We start from the raw sequence: 18,838 nt of genomic DNA on the forward strand, positions 1-18,838 counted from the left end.
ATCCGACGGATCCGCGGGGAACCCCGTCGTCGGAGGGGGTCGGCGGGCCGGAACCGGCTGGGGGCCGGGGTTTGCGCGGGGCCGCCGGGGGCGGTCCGCGGGCGCGTGCAGGGGCATGTGCACGGAGGCGGCGCCTGTGAGGCCGCACACAGGCTAAGCGACATCGCCCGGGTTTTTTATGACAGCCTGTCGTATCCTCCTTGAAGGAAGGCTCGCCTAAATGACATCATGTCATCAAAGGCACCGATCGAGGAAGTACGGAGAACGCGGATGAGCGTCACGGCCGAAGCCCCCTCCACGGCCCCCGACTCGGAGCTGTTCTCCGAGCGGCTCAAGGCGGCCACCTGGAGCGCCCACCAGGCCGCCGAGGACCACGGGTTCACCCGGGCCCTGATGTCCGGCACCCTCCCCGTGGCCGGGTACACCGCGATGGTCGCCCAGCACTACTTCGCCTACGTCGCGCTGGAGGAGGTCGGCCGCGCCCTGGCCGGCGACCCCCTGGCCGGCCGGTTCCACTACCCCGAACTGGAGCGCGTGCCCGCGCTCGTGACCGACCTGGAGCACCTGCTCGGCCCCGACTGGCGCGGGAGGATCGAGCCGACCCCCGCCACCCGCACCTACGTGGCGCGCATCGAGCAGATGGCCGACCGCCCCGAGGGCTTCATCGCCCACCACTACACCCGGTACATGGGCGACGTCTCCGGCGGCCAGTTCATCCGCCGCACCGCCGCGGAGGCCTACGGGCTCACGGACGGAGCCGGGGTCGCCTTCTACGTGTTCGACCGCCTGGGCAGCCTGCCCCGGTTCCGCGCGGGCTACCGCGAGCGGCTGGACTCCCTGGAGATGGACGCCGCCACCGCCGACCGGCTCATCGCCGAGACCCGCCTGGCCTACCAGCTCAACACGGAGGTGTTCGCCGACCTGGGCCGACTGCACACCGCCCGCTGACGACCACGGCGCCCCGGGCGCGCGCCCCCGGGAGGACACCGCGGAGGAGGCCGGACCGTGCGGTCCGGCCCCTTCGGCGTGCCACCATAGAGGAATGCCCAAGATCACGGCGCCCACCATCGCCGCCCACCGTGCCCGCACACGGGAGCGCATCATGGAGGCTGTCGACGAGCTCATCCGCTCGCAGGGGATCGACCGCGTCTCCATGACCGACGTCGCCAACGCCGCGGGCATCACCCGCACCGCGCTCTACAACTACTTCCCGGACAAGCCCACCCTGCTGCTGGCGTTCACCGAGGAGGTGAACAACCGCTTCGTGGAGGACTACCGGCGCGAGCTGCCCTCGGGGGTCTCCGCGGCCCGGCGGCTGTCGGCTTTCGTCCGCCTCCAGCTCCAGGGCATCATGGCGCACCCGCACCCGCCTGCGGCCGAGCTCGGCGCCAGCCTGGGCCCGCAGGCCTACCAGGCGCTGGCCGCCCACGTCGCCCCGATGCAGAGCCTGCTCACCGAGATCCTGGAGGAGGGGATCGCGGACGGCGAGTTCGACGCGATGCCCCCCGAGGCGGTCGCCCGGCTGACCCTGTCGATGGTCGGCTCCCAGCGGATCCCCCTGGTGAGCGGCGAGATCGATCCGGAGGAGACGCACGCCCTGGTCACCCGGTTCGTGCTGCGCGCCCTGGGTGTGGAGACCGAAACCGTGGACACCATCGTCCCCAACCGGACCACCACAGAGACCGTCGGCGACGACGCATGAGCGGCGGGTGATAACGGACCGCCCGTAACGGGCGCTCCGGTGGCGATCGGGTGATACCGAGTCGAGAATCGCGGCCCGGATCCGGTAGGAATCATGACCCCGGACCCGAGTCGTGAAGGTTCACCCCCGCCGTGTCTCTCGTGCTGCTGGCGATCGGCGCCGTGCTGGTGCTGGTCGCGATGTCCAACAGGCTGCCCCGCTACGTCCCGCCCCGCCCCGTGCGCGCCCCCGCCCGCGGCGGGTCCGCCACGCGCACCGCCACACGGGCCCCGGCGCGGTCCGCCGGCCCCCGGCTGCGGCTGGTCCCGGCCCGCCTCACCGAACAGGGCCGCGCCCTGTTCACCACCCTGGGCGGCAGCGCGATGATCGTCGCGTTCTTCCTCGCCCTCTCCGGCTACTAGGGGCCCCTCGGGCCGCCCCTCGCGACGCCGCCTGCGCTTGGACGGTCGGCCCCGGGGCCGACCCGCGCCGGTCGTCTCCCGAGAGATCGCCTCGCGGCCGCCCGCGCCCGTTCGACGCAGACATCGAACCGCACGAGAGCACCCACCGAGCACACCCCGGGAGCACGGCACCGCAGGGGCGCTCGGCCGGGCCTCTCGCGGGGGTCGCCCGGCGGCCGCCCGTGCCCGTTCGGCGCGGGCGCCGAACCGCACGGGAGCACCCACCGGACACGCCCCGGGAGCACGGCACCACAGGTGCGCTCGCGGGGGACCGCCCCGGAGGCCGTCCCCTAGCGGCGGCGCAGGCGGCGGCCCAGGCCGGCCAGCAGTCCGCCGGCCGCCAGGCCGCCGGCCACCGCGGCGGCCGCCGCGAGGCGGCGGCGCGCCCGCGCGTCCCGGTGCGCCGCCATCTCCGCGATCGCCCGGTCCGAGGGGCCGAACGCCCCGCCGCACAGGAAGGGGTCCAGCTCCAGGGGGCGCCAGCGCGCGCCCGGCCACGGGCGCGGGACGAACAGGTCCGGCGGGGTGGAGGTGCGCGGCTTCCAGCGCACGGCCTCCGAGGGCGCGCCCGAGGGCACCGGGACCCTGCGGCGCAGCGGGACCGCGACCGGCTCGGGCTCGGCACCGTGGTAGCGCAGCTCACCCGGGGCGTTGGCGATCATCTCCACCAGCAGGCGGGCGCAGGCGCGGGCGTCGCCCAGGGCGGTGTGCTGCCCGGTCGGCCACACGCCGCTGAGCGCGTGCGAGGCCTTGGGCAGCGAGTAGCGCTCCAGCCTGACCTGCGCGCGCAGGGCCCGCAGCGTGCACAGCCCCGGCAGCCCCTCGGGCAGGCCGACGGGGACCAGCTCCGAGGCCAGGAAGCGCTGCTCGAAGTCGAGGTTGTGGCCCACCACCACCGCGCCCGAGAGCAGCCGGACCAGTTCCGGCACCACCTCGTCGACGGACGGGGCGCCGATGACGTCGCCGTCGCCGATGCCGTGGAACTCACGGCCGGCCACGTCCGCGCGCGGGTCCACCAGGGTGGTGAACTCCCGCAGCAGGGTGCCGTCGCCGCGCACCCGCACCACGGCGATCTCGACGATGCGGGCGCCCGTGCGCGGGTCCAGGCCGGTGGTCTCGGTGTCGAGCACCGCGTACTCCAGGTCCGCCGCCCGGATGCCGCCCCTGCGCCGGGTCAGCGTCCCCATCCGCAGCGTTCCCATGCCCGTCCCTTCGTTGAAAACCACCGGCTCCACGGCCATGACCCTACTCCCCGGCACCGACGGCCCGGCCCGCGGTGCTTCCGCGCTCCCGGTGGAAACGGAAGAAAGAGACCCGGGGTAACGTTCTGACGCATGTCCGTACACCCCCGGACACTCCACGCACCCCTCGACGATGAGGAGACCCGTATGACCAGAACCCCGCTGCCCGAGTACGTGCCCCTCGCCGAGGTGACCCGTTCCGGGATGCGCGAGAGCGTGCACTACGGGGCGGTCGTCGGTCTGTCCGCCGACGGGCGCATCGCCCACGCGCGCGGACCGGTGCACCAGCCGATGTTCCCCCGCTCCTCCGCCAAGCCGTTCCAGGCCGTGGCGATGCTGCGCGCCGGCGCCCCGCTGTCCGGGCCCTCCCTGGCGATCGCGGCGGGCAGCCACGGCGGCGAGCCCCTGCACGAGGAGCGCGCCCGGCTGATCCTCGCCGAGGCGGGGCTCACCCCCGACGCGCTGCGCTGTCCGCCCGACATCCCCGGCGGCTCCGAGGCCCGCCGCGAGTTCGTCCGCTCCGGGCGCGAGCCCGAGCGCCTCCTGATGAACTGCTCGGGCAAGCACGCGGGCATGCTCGCCGCCTGCGTCGCGCGGGGGTGGACCACCGAGGCCTACCTCGACCCGGGGCACCCCCTCCAGGTGCTCGTCCGCGAGACCACCGAGGACCTGTGCGGCGAGGAGGTCGCCCACACCGCCGTCGACGGCTGCGGGGCGCCCCAGCTGGCCGTCTCCCTGGCGGGGCTGGCCCGGGGGCTGTGGCGGATGCGCACCGCGCCCGAGGGCTCGCCCGAGCGCGCGGTCCTCGCGGCCATGAGCGCCCACCCCGAGTACGTGTCCGGCACCGGCCGGGTGGACACCGACCTGATGACCCGCATGCCCGGCCTGGTGTCCAAGATCGGCGCCGACGGGGTGCTGGTCCTGTCCGCGCCCTCCGGGGAGGCCGTCGCCGTCAAGATCAGCGACGGGGACGCCGCGGAGCGGGCGCGTACGCTGGTCGCACTCGACGCCCTGCGCTCCCTGGGCGTGGACGTCTCCCCCGTCCGGGACCGGCTTCGGGTGGACGTCTACGGCGGCGGCGCGCCCGTCGGCGAGGTCCGTCCGCTCTGATCGGAGGCACAGTGCGAAACATCGTCATCGTCGGCGCCGGGATGGCGGGGCTGCACACCGCGGCGGCCCTGCGCGAACGCGGTTTCGAGGGCCGTGTCACCCTCATCGGCGAGGAGCCCCACCGGCCCTACTCCCGGCCGCCGCTCTCCAAGGAGGCGCTGACCGGGGCGGGCCTGGACCCGGGCCCCCTGGCGGGCCACCGGGCGCTGCGGCTGCTGGAGGACGCCGAGGTCGACGCCCTGGACCTGGACTTCCGTCCGGGCACCCGGGCGCTCGGCCTGGACACCGCCTCCCGCACGGTGAAGCTCGACGACGGCGACGTCCCCTACGACGGCCTGGTGGTCGCGACGGGCGCCCGGGCCCGCCGCCCGGACACCGGCCTGGCGGGGGTGCACGTGCTGCGCACCCTGGAGGACGCCGAGGCGGTGCGCGCGGGGATCGCCGAGCACGGGCGCCTGGTGGTCGTGGGCGCCGGGTTCGTCGGCGCCGAGGTGGCGGCGAGCGCCCGTGCCCTGGGCGCCGAGGTCACCCTGGTGGAGGCGGCCCCCACACCGCTGACCAGGGTGGTCGACCCGCGGCTGGGAACGGTGCTGACCGACCTGCACCGGGAGAACGGCGTGGACGTGCGCCTGGGCGTCGGGGTCGACGCCTACGAGGGCTCCGGACGGGTCGAGCGCGTGCGGCTCGCCGACGGGGAGGCCGTCGAGGCGCCCCTGGTGGTGGCGGGCATCGGCGTGCGCCTCAACACCGAGTGGCTCCAGGGGGCGCTCGACCTCATGCCCGACGGGTCGGTGCGCTGCGACGAGTACTCGGCGGCGTCCGCCCCCGGCGTGTACGCGGTCGGCGACCTCGCGAACTGGCCGCACCCCCGCTACGGCGGGCGCATCCGCCTGGAGCACTGGACCAACGCCGGGGAGCAGGCCGCGGCGGCCGCGCACAACCTGCTCGCCGCCCCGCGGGAGCGCAGGCCCTTCACTCCGGTGCCCTACTTCTGGTCGGACCAATACAAAATGAAGATCCAGCTGCTGGGACAGGGCGCCCCGGCCGATGAGGTCGCCGTCGTCCACGGGTCCGTGCAGGACCGTAAGTTCGTGGCGTTCCTCGGCCGGGGCGGCATGCTGACGGGCGTCCTGGGGCTGCGGTCCACCCCGCGCACCATGCGGTACCGGGGACTGCTGGAGCGGCCGACCACCTGGGAGGACGCCCTGGCGGCGGTCAGTCCGCGACCGTGATGGCCCGCTTGGGGCACAGCTTCTCGGCCTGGCGGACCCGGTCGTGGAGCGCGGCGGGCGGCTCCTCGGTGAGCAGGTACAGGAAGTCGTCGTCCCTGACCTCGAAGACCTCGGGGGCGACGCCCATGCACAGGGCGTTGCTCTCGCACAGGTCGTAGTCGACCTCGACTCGCATGGTGTGACTCCTCGCGCGGATGGAAGTGTCCTACCGCACACTACGCCGGTGTCTCCGTGAACCGGCGGGCGAGGCCGGGAGTCCCACGCTGTACGGGGATCCCCCCGTCCAGCGTCCGAGCCGAGGGACACCATGGCAGTTCCCGAAACCCCGCACACCCACCACCCCCCGTACCCGCCGTACCTCCCGCCGGCCTACCGGCCCAGGCCGGTGCTGCCCAGGGCGCCGGGCTGGCTGCTCATCGCGGTCCTGGCGGTGGGGACGTTCTCCTCGCTGTTCGCCTCCCTGGCCCGCCCGGGCCTGGGGCTGGTGCTCACCGGGCTCCTGGCGGGGCTGACCGCCCTGGTCGCGCTCCTGGTCCGCCCGGCCATCCCGGAGGCCCCCGTGGCGGCCGGGGACGGCGACGGGCCCGGAGACGGGGACGGTCCGGAGGAGGACCGGTGGGAAGCGGAGGAGGACGGGGGAACGGCGGACGCCGACCCGGACCCCGGTCCCGACGACCGCCCCGGCGCCGCGGACGGGGACCGGGACGAGGCCCCTGAGGACCCCGGCACACCCGCCGCCGAGGACACCGAAAACGCCGAAGCCCTCGAGGCCCCCGAGGACGGGGACACCGGCGGGGCCCCGGACGCGGACGGGCGGGAACCCGCCCGGAGCTCCCCGGCCGACGCCGACGCCTCGGCCCCGGCCGCCCGGGACGGCTGGGAGCCCGCGCCCGGCGGCGGCTGGCGCCCCGCGGGCGGCCCGGTGGAGGAGGTCGGCGAGCCCGACCGCTACTCCCACGCCTGGGCGGCGATCTTCGGGGTGATCGCGACCGCCCTGCTCTTCACCGCCCTGTTCCGCGACGCCGGATGGCTGCTGTTCTGGACGCTCGCCGGCGCGTTCCTGACCGCCTCGCTGGCCTTCGCCGTCCGCGGCCCCCTCTCGCGCAGCGGCACGGTGGGCGTCGCCGCGGGCGCGTTCGCGCTGGTGCGCAACCTCTTCGCCACGCCGCGCTTCCTGCTGAGCCCCCTCCAGAACAGCCGGACCCGGCTGCTGCTGGGCCCCGCGGTGCTCACCGCCCTGGTCACCACGGCGCTGCTGCTGGTCTTCGGGCTGCTGTTCTCGTTCGCCGACACCGTGTTCGCCCACTACGTGGCCGACCTCTTCACCCCGCTGACCGAGGGCACCTCGTTCTCCGAGGGGATCGGCCGCCTGTTCCTCCTGGTGTTCACCGCCCTGTTCACCGGGTCCGCGGTGCTCACCGCACGGCGCCGCCGCCCCGCACCCACCGCGCGCCCCGAGCGGGAGGCCCGGATGCCGGTGTGGGCGTGGACCATCCCCCTGGGCGCGCTGACCGCGCTGTTCGCCGCGTTCCTGGCGGTGCAGGCCGTCACCCTGTTCGGCGGCGACGACCACGTGCAAAGGGTGGTCGGGGTCACCTACGCCGAGTACGCCCGGCAGGGGTTCTTCCAGCTGGTGGTCGTCAGCGTCCTGGTCCTGGGCGTCATCGGCCTGTCCGCCCGGATCGTCCCCGCGCGCCCGCGCGGCGTCCGCCTGCTGCGCAACGCCCTGCTGGGGGCGCTGTGCGTGCTCACCCTGGTCATCCTCGCCTCGGCGATGTACCGCCTGCAGCTGTACATCGACGTGTTCGGCCTCACCCGGCTCCGGGCCGTCGCGGAGGCGTGGATCGTGTGGAGCGCCCTGGTGTTCGCACTGGTCATCGCCGCCGGGGTGCTCAACACCCTGGGGCGGCCCGCGGTGTGGCTGCCCCGGGTCGTGGCCGCCACGGCCGGGGTGTCGCTGGCCGTGTTCGCCTACGCGGACCCGGACCTGCGCATCGCCGAGAGCCACCTGGGCACCGAGCTGAACATGTCGGACGTCTGGTACCTGCGGGACCTGTCCGCCGACGCCGTCCCGGCCCTGGTCGAGCTGGAGGGCGAGGACCGCGCCTGCGTGCTCCAGCGGCAGTACTACCGCCTCGGGGACGACGGCCTCGCGTCCTGGAACCTGTCCCGGGAGCGGGCGGAGGAGCTGCTGCCCCCGCCCGCCGACCCGTACTCCTGCGTCGACCGCTACGACTGGTGACCCCTCCCGGGCGCGCCGGGGCGCGCCCGGGGCCCGTCATCGCGCGAAGCGGTCCGTCGCCTCGATGAGGCGGTCGAGGATGCCGGGTTCGCTGAACGCGTGCCCGGCGTCGTCGACGATGTGGAACTCCGCCTCCGGCCAGGCGCGGTGCAGGTCGTAGGCGGTGCGCACCGGGGTGCACACGTCGTAGCGGCCCTGCACGATCACCCCGGGGATGTGCCGGATCCGCTCGGCGCCCTCGATCAGCTGCTCCGGCGTGAAGAACCCCCTGTTGACGAAGAAGTGGTTCTCGATCCGGGCGAACGCCATCGCGTACTCGTCCTCGGCGTGGTGCTCCCGCAGCTCCTTGTTCGGCAGCAGGGTCACCGTGGAGCCCTCCCAGACGCTCCACGCCCGCGCCGCCTCGACCCGGGTCTCGCGGTCGGGCGACTCCAGCCGCCGGGCGTAGGCGGCCATGAGGTCGCCGCGCTCCTCCTCGGGGATGGGCGCCAGATAGGACTCCCACAGGTCGGGGAACATCATGGACGCCCCCTCCTGGTAGAACCAGCGCAGCTCCTCGTCGCGCAGCGTGAAGATGCCGCGGAGGATCAGCTCGGTGACCCGGTCGGGGTGGGCCTGGGCGTAGGCCAGGGCCAGGCAGCTGCCCCACGACCCGCCGAAGACCTGCCAGGCCTGCACGCCGATCATCTCGCGCAGCCGCTCCATGTCCTCCACCAGCGTCCAGGTGGTGTTGGTGGACAGGTCGGTGTCCATCCTCCCGGCGTGCGGGGTGGAGCGGCCGCAGTTGCGCTGGTCGAACAGCAGGATCCGGTACCGCTCCGGGTCGAACAGCCGCCGGTGGTCGGGCACGCAGCCGCCGCCGGGCCCGCCGTGCAGGAACACCACGGGCTTGCCCGCGGGGTTGCCGCACAGCTCCCAGTAGACGCGGTGTCCGTCGCCGACGTCGAGCATGCCCGAGTCGTACGGTTCGATGGGCGGGTACAGGGTGCGCACAGCGTGGCCTTTCCTGGGTGTTCGTCGTGTGCCCCGGAAAGGGTCTTCCGGGACGGGCCGGGCGGGGGGCGGCCGGGGTCCCTCCGGCGGGGGAACGGGGAAGGCTAGAGGCGGCCCAGGAGTTCGGCCTTCTTGTCGGCGAACTCCTGGTCGGTGAGCAGGCCCTCGGCGTGCAGGCGGCCCAGCTCGCGGATCTTGGCGAAGACCTCCTCGGCGCCGCCCGGCTCACCGCCCTCCAGGGCGGGCGCGGCGGGCGCGTCACCGATGTACGCGTTGATGGTGGCCGCCATCAGGAAGGTCTCCTCGGCGCCCTTGGAGCCGTGCGAGGCGAGCGTGAAGAAGTCGTTCTCCAGGGAGGTCGCCTCGGGCAGGGTGACCCCGCGCAGCACGACGCGCATGTACCCCTCCGTGACGTCGACCTGCGGGTGCCAGTCCACCGACTCGATCTCGGCCAGCCGGTACTCGCGGGACTTCTCCTTCTCCTTGGCGGTGCTGGCCAGCCACCCGTCCCACTGCAGGCGCACCTTCTCGCCGTCGAAGGAGGCCGACCCCTCGGCCGTGCGGGCCTGCACGGGGGGCCGGGCCACCAGGGCCCGGGCGACCTCGGTGCGGTCCAGCTCGCCGGCGAGGGTCTCGCGGGCGTAGCGGGCCAGGTCCCGGATCTTGTCGGCGACGTACTCGGCGACCAGCTCGGTGTCGTGGGGGCCGCTCAGGACCAGGGGGGTGAGCACGTCGCGGGCGGACGCGCCCGGCCTGGTGTAGGGGTCGAGCCCGGGGAGCAGGTCCAGCCGCAGCCGCCACCCGTGCTTGCGGTCGCCCCGGTAGAAGTCCGCCTCGCGCACCGCGGCCAGCGGGACCTCGGCGCCGCCCAGTGCCTTGAACAGCGTCGGCACCTTGCGTCCGGAATCGAAGCGGATCCGTACCGTCTCGTCGTCGATCCTCCAGAGGGCGTGGTGCCCGCGCAGTTCCTCCATGGCTCACCATCCTAGGGCGTGCCCGCCGGGCCCCCGCTTCTCCCGGCCGCCGGGGTCCGCGGCCCCTCCCTGGCCCGGCCCCCGCCGGGCGCACGGCGCGGGGCGATGGGTCGCCGGGGCGCATCGGGGGTAGAAACCGCAGCACACCGGCCCCGGAGCGAGGCGGGCGGAGATCCGAAAGGTCGAAGCGATGTCCAAAGAGGCGGCGGCCGAGGGTGCCGCGGAGTTCCGTGCGGCGCGCGATCTGCTCCTGCGGCTGCGGGAGGACCGCGAGGGCGCGCACCGGGAGTTCACCTGGCCCCGGCCCGAGGTGTTCAACTGGGCGCTGGACCATTTCGACGAGGTGGCGGAGCGGCGGCCGGACCGCACGGCGCTGTGGATCGTCGACGAGGACGGCTCGGAGGAGAAGCACACCTACCGGCGCATGTCGGAGCGCTCCTCCCAGGTCGCCAACTGGCTGCACGCCCAGGGCGTGCACGCGGGCGACCGCATCCTGGTGATGCTCGGCCCCCAGGTGGAGCTGTGGGAGATCACCCTGGCGGCCGTCAAGCTCGGCGCTGTGGTGGTGCCGACCGCCACCAACCTGACCGAGGGCGACCTGCTGGACCGGCTGGAGCGCGGCGAGATCGGGCACGTGGTGTGCTCCCCGGTGGACACGGCGAAGTTCGAGGGCCTGAGCGGCCACTGGACCCGCATCTGCGTGGGGTACATGGACGGCTGGCTCGGCTACCCCGACTCCGAGCACGCCGGCCTGGAGTTCCACCCGCCGCACCGCGTCGGCCCCGACGACCCCCTGCTCGTCTACTTCACCTCGGGCACCACCGCCACGCCCAAGCTCGTCGTGCACACCCAGCGCTCCTACCCGGTCGGGCACCTGTCCACCATGTACTGGCTGGGCGTGCGGCCGGGCGACGTGCACCTGAACGTGTCCGTCCCCGGCTGGGGCAAGCACGCCTACAGCAGCGTCTTCGGCCCCTGGAACGCCGAGGCGACGGTGCTGGTGGTGCGCCAGGACCGCTTCTCCCCCGAGCGCCTGCTGGACGAGATCGTGCGCTGCGGCGTCCACACCTTCTGCGCGCCGCCGACGGTGTGGCGGATGCTGGTGCAGACCGACCTGGCGTCGTGGAAGGTCCCCCTGCGCGAGGCCCTGGCCGCCGGGGAGCCGCTGAACGCGGAGGTGGTCGAGCACGTGCGCAGGGCGTGGGGCCTGACGGTGCGCGACGGGTTCGGCCAGACGGAGACCACCCTGCTGGTCGGCAACTCCCCCGGCCAGCGCGTGGTCCCCGGGTCGATGGGCCGCGAGATGCCCGGGTACCGGATCGTCCTGGTGGACCCGGTCACCGAGGAGCCGGGCGACACCGGCGAGATCTGCGTGGACCTGTCCGACGGGCCGGTGGGGATCATGAAGGGGTACGCGGACAGTCCCGACCTGACCCGGGCGGCGACCCGCCGGGGCCTGTTCCACACCGGGGATCTGGCCTCCCGGGAGGCCGACGGGCACATTACCTATATCGGTCGCGGCGACGATGTGTTCAAGGCCTCGGATTACCGCATCTCACCATTCGAACTCGAAAGCGTGCTCGTCGAACACGAATACGTGGCCGAGGCCGCGGTGGTCCCCTCCCCCGATCCGCTGCGGCTGGCGGTCGCCAAGGCGTTCGTGACCCCGGCCCCCGGGGTGCCGCCCACGGCGGAGACGGCGCGGGCGATCCTGGAGCACGTCCGCGGCCGCCTCTCCCCGTACAAGAGGGTCCGCCGCCTGGAGTTCGCCGAGTTGCCCAAGACCGTGTCGGGCAAGATCCGCCGGGTGCAGCTGCGCCGGGAGGAGGCCGAGCGCGGCCCCGTCGAGGACGGCTCGCGCCGCCCCGCCGAATTCTGGGAGGAGGACTTCGCCGACCCCGAGCCGTGAACCCGCGCGGGCACCCCCGAAGAAATGCGTCTCAGTGGGCGAGACGAACATTTCACCATTGTCGCCGTTACCGGCCCCCGCCGTGTGACCCTCGTCCGAAATACCGGCGTGATCGCGTTCCGGAGCCGCGGCCGCGCTAGTGTGCAGGGTGGCGGCACCGCACGAGCGAGGACACAGGGGAGCAGCAGCATGCCCAGCACCAACGACACAAGGGTGGTCGACTACAAGCCGCTCATCGCCCCCCGGGACCTGCTCTCGGAGCTTCCCCTGGGGACGGAGCGCACCGCCCTGGTCGAGCGCTCCCGCGCCGAGGTCAAGCGGGTCCTGGACGGTGAGGACGACCGCCTGCTGGTCGTCGTCGGCCCCTGCTCCGTGCACGACCGCGAGTCGGCCATGGACTACGCCCACCGGCTGATCGAGCTGGTCCCCTCGCTGAGCGAGGAGCTGTGCGTGGTCATGCGCGTGTACTTCGAGAAGCCGCGCACCACCGTCGGCTGGAAGGGCCTCATCAACGACCCCGGCCTCGACGACACCTACGACGTCCAGCGCGGCCTGCGCCTGGCCCGCGAGATCCTGCTGGACATCAACTCGCTGGGGCTGCCCGCGGGCACCGAGTTCCTCGACCCCATCACCCCGCAGTACATCGCCGACGCCGTGTCCTGGGGCGCGATCGGCGCCCGCACCACCGAGAGCCAGGTGCACCGCCAGCTGAGCAGCGGCCTGAGCACCCCGGTGGGCTTCAAGAACGGCACCGACGGCGACGTGCAGGTGGCCGTGGACGCGGTGGGCGCGGCCGCGGCCTCGCACACGTTCTTCGGTGTGGACCCGACCGGCGCCGGCTCGGTGGTCGTCACCGAGGGCAACCCCGACTGCCACGTCATCCTGCGCGGCGGCCGCACCGGTCCCAACCACGACGCCGCCTCGGTGGACGCCGCCCTGGACGTCATCGCCCGGGCGGGGCTGCCGCGCCGCCTGATGATCGACGCCAGCCACGCCAACAGCGGCAAGGACCACGAGCGCCAGCCGGGCGTGGCCGCCGAGATCGCCGCCCAGGTGGCCGAGGGCCAGCACGGCATCATCGGCGTCATGCTGGAGAGCTTCCTCGTCCCCGGCGCCCAGAAGCTGGGCGACCCGGCGGACCTGGTGTACGGCCAGTCCATCACCGACAAGTGCATGGGCTGGGACACCACCACCGAGGTGCTGACCACCCTGGCCGAGGCCGTCCGCGCCCGCCGCAAGACCGCCTAGCCGGCGCCCCTTCCGGACCCGCCGGGCCCCGCCCCGTCCGCCACGGGGCGGGGCCCGGCCGTCTCCCCCCGAGCCGTTCCCTACCGGGTGCCGGACTCCCGGGGCAGGACGTCCAGGGCCGCCAGCAGCTCGCGCCCCAGCGCCTCGCAGTCCCCGGCCCCGCGCTCCCCCGGCTCCAGGCGCAGGGCGAAGGAGTGCGTCCGCTCCCCGGCGGCCACCCAGCCGACCCACCAGCCCGGCGCCCCGTCCCCGTCGCAGGCCGCGCGGCCGTGCAGCGTGTGCCCGGCGCCCTCCTCCACGAGGGTGGCCGCGTGCAGCGCCTCCTGGTGGGCGGCGTCCACCGGCAGCTCCCGGCGGGCCAGCCCGGCCAGGAACTCCGTCTGCTCCACCGCCGAGACCCCCAGCGGGCCCCGCGCCCAGAAGTCGCCGGAGCCGTCCTCCGGCGCGCCGGTGTCGCGGTCGCCGTACTCGAACCGGTCCACCCACGTGGCCAGCCGGTCCCGGCCCACCCGCTCCACCGCGTCCCGGTGCGCCGCCCCGCCGGCGCCCACCACGGCCCCCGCGTCGGACACCGCGCCCGTCTGGAGCGCCACCAGCGCCGTCACCAGCTCGAACGTCTCCCCCGGCACCGCGCGCTCGCGCGCCCGCTCCGGGTCCACCAGCACCGAGGTGCGGTCCCGTGTGTCGTAGAGCACGAACGTGCCCGCCGCACCGGCCCGCTCGAACACCCCGGCCAGGTCCGCCCGCTCCACCGCGGCCACGTCGCCGCCCACCGCGGCGGCGTTGCCCGCCCCCGGGGCGGGGCCCGACTCCTCGCCCTCCTCCCGCGGGGCGGCACAGCCCAGCAGCGCCGCCAGCGCCGCACCGGCCACCGACGCGTAGCCGATCCGTCTCATCCTCCGCGTGTCCACCAGCACTCGGTCCCCCTCGGTGCACGAACCGCCACGACCCGTTCAGGGGACACGGTAACCCGTGCCCGCCCCCGCCGCCCGGGTTTCGCCCGCGCCGGTCGCGCGGGCGGTGCCGCCCTTGGGGGCGGCCACGGCCGCTGCTAGGCTGAACGTGTTGCTGACCCCGTACGGGAGAGTGCCCGCGCAGCCGGCGCGGGCCGCCGAAGGAGCAATCCCTCCCCGAAACAACCTCTCAGGCACAGTGGACCGTACGGGCGAGACCACTCTGGAAAGCAGGGACCGGGAGTCCCTCGCCGAAGGTGCAAGCCACGCCGAGCGCGGGGCGAAGCTCTCAGGCACCGATGACAGAGGGGGAGGATGGCAACGCCTATGCACGATACGACGCCCATCCTCTCGGGAGTACCCATGTCAGAGCCCGCGTCCGCGTCGCGGCCCACCGCCCTGCGCGCGATCCACGAGAAGGCCGGCGCCTCCCTCGTCGACTTCGCCGGGTGGCTCATGCCTCTGCGCTACGGCAGCGAGACCGCCGAGCACAGGGCCGTACGCGAGGCCGCGGGCCTCTTCGACCTCTCCCACATGGGCGAGATCCGCCTCACCGGGCCGGACGCCGGCCGCGCCCTCGACCACGCTCTGGTCGGGCACCTGTCGCAGGTCAAGCCGGGCAGGGCCCGCTACACGATGATCACCGACGCCGACGGCGGCGTCCTGGACGACCTCATCGTCTACCGGCTCGGCGAGGAGGAGTACCTCGTGGTGGCCAACGCCGCCAACGCCGACGCCGTCTCCGCCGCCCTGGCCGAGCGCGCCGCCGGGTTCGACGTCGAGGTGGCCGACGAGTCCGCCGAGTACTCGCTCATCGCGATCCAGGGCCCCCGGGCAGTGGAGATCCTGGCCCCGCTCACCGACGCCGATCTCGACTCCATCCGCTACTACGCGGGCTACGAGCACACCGTCGCCGGGGTGCCCGTCCTGCTGGCGCGCACCGGCTACACCGGCGAGGACGGCTTCGAGATCTTCGTCAGGCCCGCCGACCGCGCCGTCGGGGTGTGGGAGGCCCTCATGGCCGCCGGCGCCGACAAGGGCCTGGTCCCCGCCGGGCTGTCGGCCCGCGACACCCTGCGCCTGGAGGCGGGCATGCCGCTGTACGGCCAGGAGCTGAGCACCGACCTCACCCCCTTCGACGCCGGACTGGGCCGCGTGGTCAAGTTCGACAAGGAGGGCGACTTCGTCGGCCGGGCCGCCTTGGAAGAGGCCGCCCGCACCGCCCGCCCCCGCCGCCTCATCGGCCTCGTCGCGCGCGGACGCCGTCCGCTGCGCCGCGGCCAGGACGTCCTGCGCGACGGCGAGGTCGTCGGCACCATCACCAGCGGCGCCCCCTCCCCCACCCTGGGCAGCCCCATCGCCATGGCCTACGTGGACGGCGAACTCGACACCGCGACCGGCGCGTTCACCGTGGACGTGCGCGGCCGCGGCGAGGACGTCGACGTGGTCGAGCTGCCGTTCTACAAGCGGCAGGCCTGAGAACGTGGGTCCCCCACCAAAGGGACCCCGCGCGCCCCGCGCGGCTGAACCCCTGACCGGGATCGGCACGGGCGGGCGCGACCGGACGTAGGCCGGGCCGGGCGGCCGTCACCCGGCGGCGCGGCAGGAATGAAGAGAACCTCCAAGGAGAGTTGAAGTGAGCGTTCCCACGGAGCTGGGTTACACCGCCGAACACGAGTGGGTCTCGATCGAGGACGGGGTCGCCACGGTCGGCATCACGGCGTTCGCCGCCGAGTCCCTCGGCGACATCGTCTACGTCGAGGCCCCCGCGGCCGGGACCACCGTGAGCGCGGGCGATACCTGCGGCGAGGTGGAGTCCACCAAGTCCGTCAGCGACATCTACTCCCCCGTCGACGGCGAGGTCGTCGAGGTCAACGCCGACCTCGAGGGCGAGCCGGAGTCCATCAACTCCGACCCCTACGGCGCCTGGCTGTTCAAGGTGCGCCTGTCCGGGGAACCGGGCGAGCTGCTCTCCGCGGAGGAGTACACCAAGCTGACCGAAGGCGAGGACTGACCCCCGATGGCCACCGACAACACGCTCAACCAGAGCCTGAGCGAACTCGACCCGGAAGTCGCGGCCGCCGTCGACGCCGAACTGGGCCGCCAGCGCGACACCCTTGAAATGATCGCCTCGGAGAACTTCGCCCCGCAGGCCGTCATCGAGGCGCAGGGCACCGTCCTGACCAACAAGTACGCGGAGGGCTACCCCGGCCGCCGCTACTACGGCGGGTGCGAACACGTCGACGTCGTCGAGCAGCTCGCCATCGACCGGGCCAAGGCCCTGTTCGGCGCCGAGCACGCCAACGTGCAGCCGCACTCGGGCGCCCAGGCCAACACGGCCGTGTACTTCGCCCTGCTCAAGCCGGGCGACACCATCCTCGGTCTGGACCTGGCCCACGGCGGCCACCTGACCCACGGGATGCGCATCAACTACTCCGGCAAGGTCCTCAACGCCGTGGCGTACCACGTGCGCGACGAGGACGGCACCGTCGACTACGACGAGGTCGCCGCCCTGGCCAAGGAGCACCAGCCCAAGATGATCGTCGCGGGCTGGTCCGCCTACCCGCGGCAGCTGGACTTCGCCCGGTTCCGGGAGATCGCCGACTCCGTGGGCGCCCTGCTCATGGTCGACATGGCGCACTTCGCCGGCCTGGTCGCGGCGGGCCTGCACCCCAACCCGGTGCCGTTCGCCGACGTGGTCACCACCACCACGCACAAGACCCTGGGCGGCCCGCGCGGCGGTCTGATCCTCACCAAGGCCGACCTGGCCAAGAAGATCAACTCCGCGGTGTTCCCCGGCATGCAGGGCGGCCCGCTGGAGCACGTGATCGCGGCCAAGGCCGTGGCGCTCAAGGTCGCGGCGGGCGAGGAGTTCGCCGACCGCCAGCGCCGCACCGTGTCCGGGGCCAAGCTGCTCGCCGAGCGGCTGACCCGGCCGGACGCCGCCGAGGCCGGCGTCAAGGTGGCCTCCGGGGGGACGGACGTGCACCTGGTGCTGGTCGACCTGGTGGACTCCGAGCTCAACGGCCAGGAGGCCGAGGACCGGCTGCACTCCATCGGGATCACGGTCAACCGCAACGCGGTGCCCAACGACCCGCGGCCGCCGATGGTCACCTCGGGTCTGCGGATCGGCACCCCCGCGCTGGCCACGCGCGGGTTCGGCGACGAGGACTTCGCCGAGGTCGCCGACGTCATCGCCGAGGCCCTCAAGCCGGAGTTCGACGCCGAGTCGCTGCGCGCCCGGGTCCGGGCCCTGACCGAGAAGTACCCGCTCTACCCCAACCTGTAGGGCCCCGCCGTGCGGGGCCGCCGGGCCCCGCACGGCGTTCGTCCGGCAGGCACGGCCCTGTGCTCAACGAGGAGGACAGACCTTTGGCCATCAGCGTGTTCGACCTGTTCAAAATCGGTATCGGACCGTCGAGTTCGCACACCGTCGGGCCGATGAAGGCCGCCCGCACGTTCGTCTCCCGGCTGCGGGAGAACGGGCTGCTGGACGAGGTGGCGCACGTGCGCGCGGAGCTGTACGGGTCCCTCGCCCTCACCGGCAAGGGGCACGGCAGCGACACGGCCGTCGTGCTCGGCCTGCTGGGCCACACCCCCGAGGGGGTGGACGTGGACTCCGTGCCCGCCCTGGTGGAGCGGGTGCGCGCCGAGCGCTCGATGGCCCTGGGCGGCCCGGACGGGCCGACGGTGGACTTCGACCCGGCCGTGGACGTGGACTTCCGCCGCAAGGAGAGCCTGCCCGACCACCCCAACGGGATGCGGTTCGTCGCCCGGGACTCCGTCGGCGCCGAGCTGGCCGCCAAGGTGTACTACTCCGTGGGCGGCGGGTTCGTCGTGGACGAGCGGGCGGCGGGGGCCGACCGCATCAAGGCCGACGACACCGTGCTGCCCCACCCGTTCGACAGCGCCGAGGAGCTGCTGGCGCTGTGCGCGGAGACTGGCATGTCGATCAGCGCGGTCATGCGCGCCAACGAGCGCGCCTTCGGCCGCACCGACGCCGAGATCACCGCCGGGCTCCTGGAGGTCTGGACGGTGATGCGCCAGTGCGTGCGCCGCGGGGTGACCACCGAGGGCACCCTGCCCGGCGGCCTGCGGGTGCCGCGCCGGGCGCACCGGCTGTACCGCCAGCTCGGCGGCAACTGCGACGACGCGGGGCTGCTCGCCCCCACCGCCGACGACCCCGACCCGATGCGCGGCAGCGACTGGATCACCCTGTACGCGCTGGCGGTCAACGAGGAGAACGCCGCGGGCGGCCGGGTGGTCACCGCGCCGACCAACGGCGCGGCGGGGATCGTCCCGGCGGTGCTGCACTACTACACGCACTTCAGCCCGGGCGCGGGCGAGGAGGGCGTGGTCCGGTTCCTGCTGACGGCCGGCGCGATCGGCATCCTGTTCAAGCAGAACGCGTCGATCTCCGGCGCCGAGGTGGGCTGCCAGGGCGAGGTCGGCTCGGCCTCCTCCATGGCCGCCGCGGGGCTGGCCGAGGTGCTCGGCGGCACCCCGGCCCAGGTGGAGAACGCCGCGGAGATCGCCATGGAGCACAACCTGGGCCTGACCTGCGACCCGATCGGCGGCCTGGTCCAGGTCCCGTGCATCGAACGCAACGCGCTGGCGTCGGTCAAGGCCATCAGCGCGGCCCGCATCGCGCTGCGCGGCGACGGCAGCCACTTCGTGTCCCTGGACAAGGTCATCAAGACCATGCGCGACACCGGCCGCGACATGCACGACAAGTACAAGGAGACCAGCCGCGGCGGCCTCGCCGTCAACGTCATCGAGTGCTGAGGCGGGCCG

Annotated in this window: 17 protein-coding genes and 1 riboswitch; of the genes, 12 read left to right on the forward strand and 5 right to left on the reverse strand. The window is 73.9% G+C overall.

Annotation, left to right across the window (positions count from 1 at the left end; translation table 11 throughout):
- Positions 1-270 precede the first annotated feature (270 nt).
- From ABZ249_RS28570 to ABZ249_RS28580, 3 genes are all read left to right on the forward strand, one after another.
- Complete coding sequence (locus tag ABZ249_RS28570) at positions 271-948, forward strand: biliverdin-producing heme oxygenase (protein WP_355269009.1); 678 nt, start codon at positions 271-273, stop codon at positions 946-948.
- Between the two features lie 94 nt (positions 949-1,042).
- Positions 1,043-1,702, forward strand: coding sequence for a TetR/AcrR family transcriptional regulator (locus ABZ249_RS28575; protein WP_355269010.1), 660 nt, complete (start codon positions 1,043-1,045; stop codon positions 1,700-1,702).
- Positions 1,703-1,833: 131 nt separating this feature from the next.
- Positions 1,834-2,103, forward strand: a complete 270-nt coding sequence (locus ABZ249_RS28580) for a hypothetical protein (RefSeq protein ID WP_355269012.1) — start codon at positions 1,834-1,836, stop codon at positions 2,101-2,103.
- 329 nt (positions 2,104-2,432) lie between these two features.
- On the opposite strand, the gene ABZ249_RS28585 is transcribed toward ABZ249_RS28580, so the two are convergent.
- Positions 2,433-3,344, reverse strand: coding sequence for a 3'-5' exonuclease (locus tag ABZ249_RS28585; RefSeq protein ID WP_355269014.1), 912 nt, complete (start codon positions 3,342-3,344; stop codon positions 2,433-2,435).
- 186 nt (positions 3,345-3,530) lie between these two features.
- Between ABZ249_RS28585 and ABZ249_RS28590 the strand changes: the two genes are divergently transcribed.
- Both ABZ249_RS28590 and ABZ249_RS28595 read left to right on the forward strand, forming a co-directional pair.
- Positions 3,531-4,493, forward strand: a complete 963-nt coding sequence (locus tag ABZ249_RS28590; protein ID WP_355269016.1) for an asparaginase — start codon at positions 3,531-3,533, stop codon at positions 4,491-4,493.
- The gene (locus ABZ249_RS28595; protein WP_355269095.1) at positions 4,493-5,725 is read left to right on the forward strand and encodes an FAD-dependent oxidoreductase; all 1,233 of its coding nucleotides are present in this window, start codon (positions 4,493-4,495) and stop codon (positions 5,723-5,725) included. Before ABZ249_RS28590 ends, ABZ249_RS28595 begins: the two co-directional genes overlap by 1 nt.
- Here ABZ249_RS28595 and ABZ249_RS28600 read toward each other — a convergent pair.
- Complete coding sequence (locus ABZ249_RS28600; protein WP_220562895.1) at positions 5,709-5,900, reverse strand: ferredoxin; 192 nt, start codon at positions 5,898-5,900, stop codon at positions 5,709-5,711. The two genes, ABZ249_RS28595 and ABZ249_RS28600, sit on opposite strands and share 17 nt — an antisense overlap.
- A gap of 132 nt (positions 5,901-6,032) precedes the next feature.
- Between ABZ249_RS28600 and ABZ249_RS28605 the strand changes: the two genes are divergently transcribed.
- Entirely contained in the window at positions 6,033-7,967 is a 1,935-nt protein-coding gene (locus ABZ249_RS28605) for a DUF4153 domain-containing protein (RefSeq protein WP_355269018.1), read from the forward strand.
- 36 nt (positions 7,968-8,003) lie between these two features.
- On the opposite strand, the gene pip is transcribed toward ABZ249_RS28605, so the two are convergent.
- Positions 8,004-8,960, reverse strand: coding sequence for a prolyl aminopeptidase (gene pip, locus ABZ249_RS28610; protein WP_355269020.1), 957 nt, complete (start codon positions 8,958-8,960; stop codon positions 8,004-8,006).
- A 104-nt stretch (positions 8,961-9,064) separates the two neighbouring features.
- On the reverse strand, positions 9,065-9,934 hold the full coding sequence (locus ABZ249_RS28615) for a DUF4429 domain-containing protein (RefSeq protein WP_355269022.1): 870 nt from the start codon (positions 9,932-9,934) through the stop codon (positions 9,065-9,067).
- Positions 9,935-10,124: 190 nt separating this feature from the next.
- Here ABZ249_RS28615 and ABZ249_RS28620 point away from each other — a divergent pair, with 190 nt between their 5' ends.
- Together ABZ249_RS28620 and ABZ249_RS28625 are read left to right on the forward strand one after the other, a co-directional pair.
- The gene (locus ABZ249_RS28620; RefSeq protein ID WP_355269024.1) at positions 10,125-11,843 is read left to right on the forward strand and encodes an AMP-binding protein; all 1,719 of its coding nucleotides are present in this window, start codon (positions 10,125-10,127) and stop codon (positions 11,841-11,843) included.
- Between the two features lie 189 nt (positions 11,844-12,032).
- Complete coding sequence (locus tag ABZ249_RS28625) at positions 12,033-13,091, forward strand: 3-deoxy-7-phosphoheptulonate synthase (protein WP_355269026.1); 1,059 nt, start codon at positions 12,033-12,035, stop codon at positions 13,089-13,091.
- Positions 13,092-13,171: 80 nt separating this feature from the next.
- On the opposite strand, the gene ABZ249_RS28630 is transcribed toward ABZ249_RS28625, so the two are convergent.
- Positions 13,172-13,987, reverse strand: a complete 816-nt coding sequence (locus ABZ249_RS28630) for a penicillin binding protein transpeptidase domain-containing protein (RefSeq protein WP_355269028.1) — start codon at positions 13,985-13,987, stop codon at positions 13,172-13,174.
- Between the two features lie 173 nt (positions 13,988-14,160).
- A riboswitch (glycine riboswitch) is annotated at positions 14,161-14,261 on the forward strand.
- Between the two features lie 146 nt (positions 14,262-14,407).
- Between ABZ249_RS28630 and gcvT the strand changes: the two genes are divergently transcribed.
- The 4 genes from gcvT to ABZ249_RS28650 all read left to right on the forward strand — a co-directional run bounded on the left by gcvT (position 14,408) and on the right by ABZ249_RS28650 (position 18,829).
- Positions 14,408-15,523 carry a glycine cleavage system aminomethyltransferase GcvT gene (gene gcvT, locus ABZ249_RS28635; RefSeq protein WP_220562901.1) on the forward strand — a complete coding sequence of 372 codons (1,116 nt, stop codon included), beginning with the start codon at positions 14,408-14,410 and terminating at the stop codon, positions 15,521-15,523.
- Positions 15,524-15,680: 157 nt separating this feature from the next.
- Positions 15,681-16,058, forward strand: a complete 378-nt coding sequence (gene gcvH, locus ABZ249_RS28640) for a glycine cleavage system protein GcvH (RefSeq protein ID WP_355269030.1) — start codon at positions 15,681-15,683, stop codon at positions 16,056-16,058.
- A gap of 6 nt (positions 16,059-16,064) precedes the next feature.
- Positions 16,065-17,333: a serine hydroxymethyltransferase gene (glyA, locus tag ABZ249_RS28645; RefSeq protein ID WP_355269032.1), complete on the forward strand. Its 1,269-nt coding sequence runs from the start codon at positions 16,065-16,067 to the stop codon at positions 17,331-17,333.
- A gap of 83 nt (positions 17,334-17,416) precedes the next feature.
- A complete protein-coding gene (locus ABZ249_RS28650; protein WP_355269034.1) occupies positions 17,417-18,829 on the forward strand; it encodes an L-serine ammonia-lyase in 1,413 nt (470 codons plus the stop codon).
- Positions 18,830-18,838 lie beyond the last annotated feature (9 nt).

Origin of the sequence: Nocardiopsis sp. NPDC006139 (assembly GCF_040614155.1) — a bacterium.
Lineage (GTDB): Bacteria > Actinomycetota > Actinomycetes > Streptosporangiales > Streptosporangiaceae > Nocardiopsis > Nocardiopsis changdeensis.

Bases quoted from the DNA above. Each gene is read 5' to 3' on its own strand.
- ABZ249_RS28600 (WP_220562895.1), bottom strand. From the start codon at position 5,900: ATGCGAGTCGAGGTCGACTACGACCTGTGCGAGAGCAACGCCCTGTGC.
- glyA (WP_355269032.1), top strand. From the start codon at position 16,065: ATGGCCACCGACAACACGCTCAACCAGAGCCTGAGCGAACTCGACCCG.
- ABZ249_RS28605 (WP_355269018.1), top strand. From the start codon at position 6,033: ATGGCAGTTCCCGAAACCCCGCACACCCACCACCCCCCGTACCCGCCG.
- ABZ249_RS28625 (WP_355269026.1), top strand. From the start codon at position 12,033: ATGCCCAGCACCAACGACACAAGGGTGGTCGACTACAAGCCGCTCATC.
- ABZ249_RS28585 (WP_355269014.1), bottom strand. From the start codon at position 3,344: ATGGGAACGCTGCGGATGGGGACGCTGACCCGGCGCAGGGGCGGCATC.
- ABZ249_RS28570 (WP_355269009.1), top strand. From the start codon at position 271: ATGAGCGTCACGGCCGAAGCCCCCTCCACGGCCCCCGACTCGGAGCTG.
- ABZ249_RS28620 (WP_355269024.1), top strand. From the start codon at position 10,125: ATGTCCAAAGAGGCGGCGGCCGAGGGTGCCGCGGAGTTCCGTGCGGCG.
- ABZ249_RS28630 (WP_355269028.1), bottom strand. From the start codon at position 13,987: ATGAGACGGATCGGCTACGCGTCGGTGGCCGGTGCGGCGCTGGCGGCG.
- gcvT (WP_220562901.1), top strand. From the start codon at position 14,408: ATGTCAGAGCCCGCGTCCGCGTCGCGGCCCACCGCCCTGCGCGCGATC.
- ABZ249_RS28575 (WP_355269010.1), top strand. From the start codon at position 1,043: ATGCCCAAGATCACGGCGCCCACCATCGCCGCCCACCGTGCCCGCACA.
- ABZ249_RS28590 (WP_355269016.1), top strand. From the start codon at position 3,531: ATGACCAGAACCCCGCTGCCCGAGTACGTGCCCCTCGCCGAGGTGACC.
- ABZ249_RS28615 (WP_355269022.1), bottom strand. From the start codon at position 9,934: ATGGAGGAACTGCGCGGGCACCACGCCCTCTGGAGGATCGACGACGAG.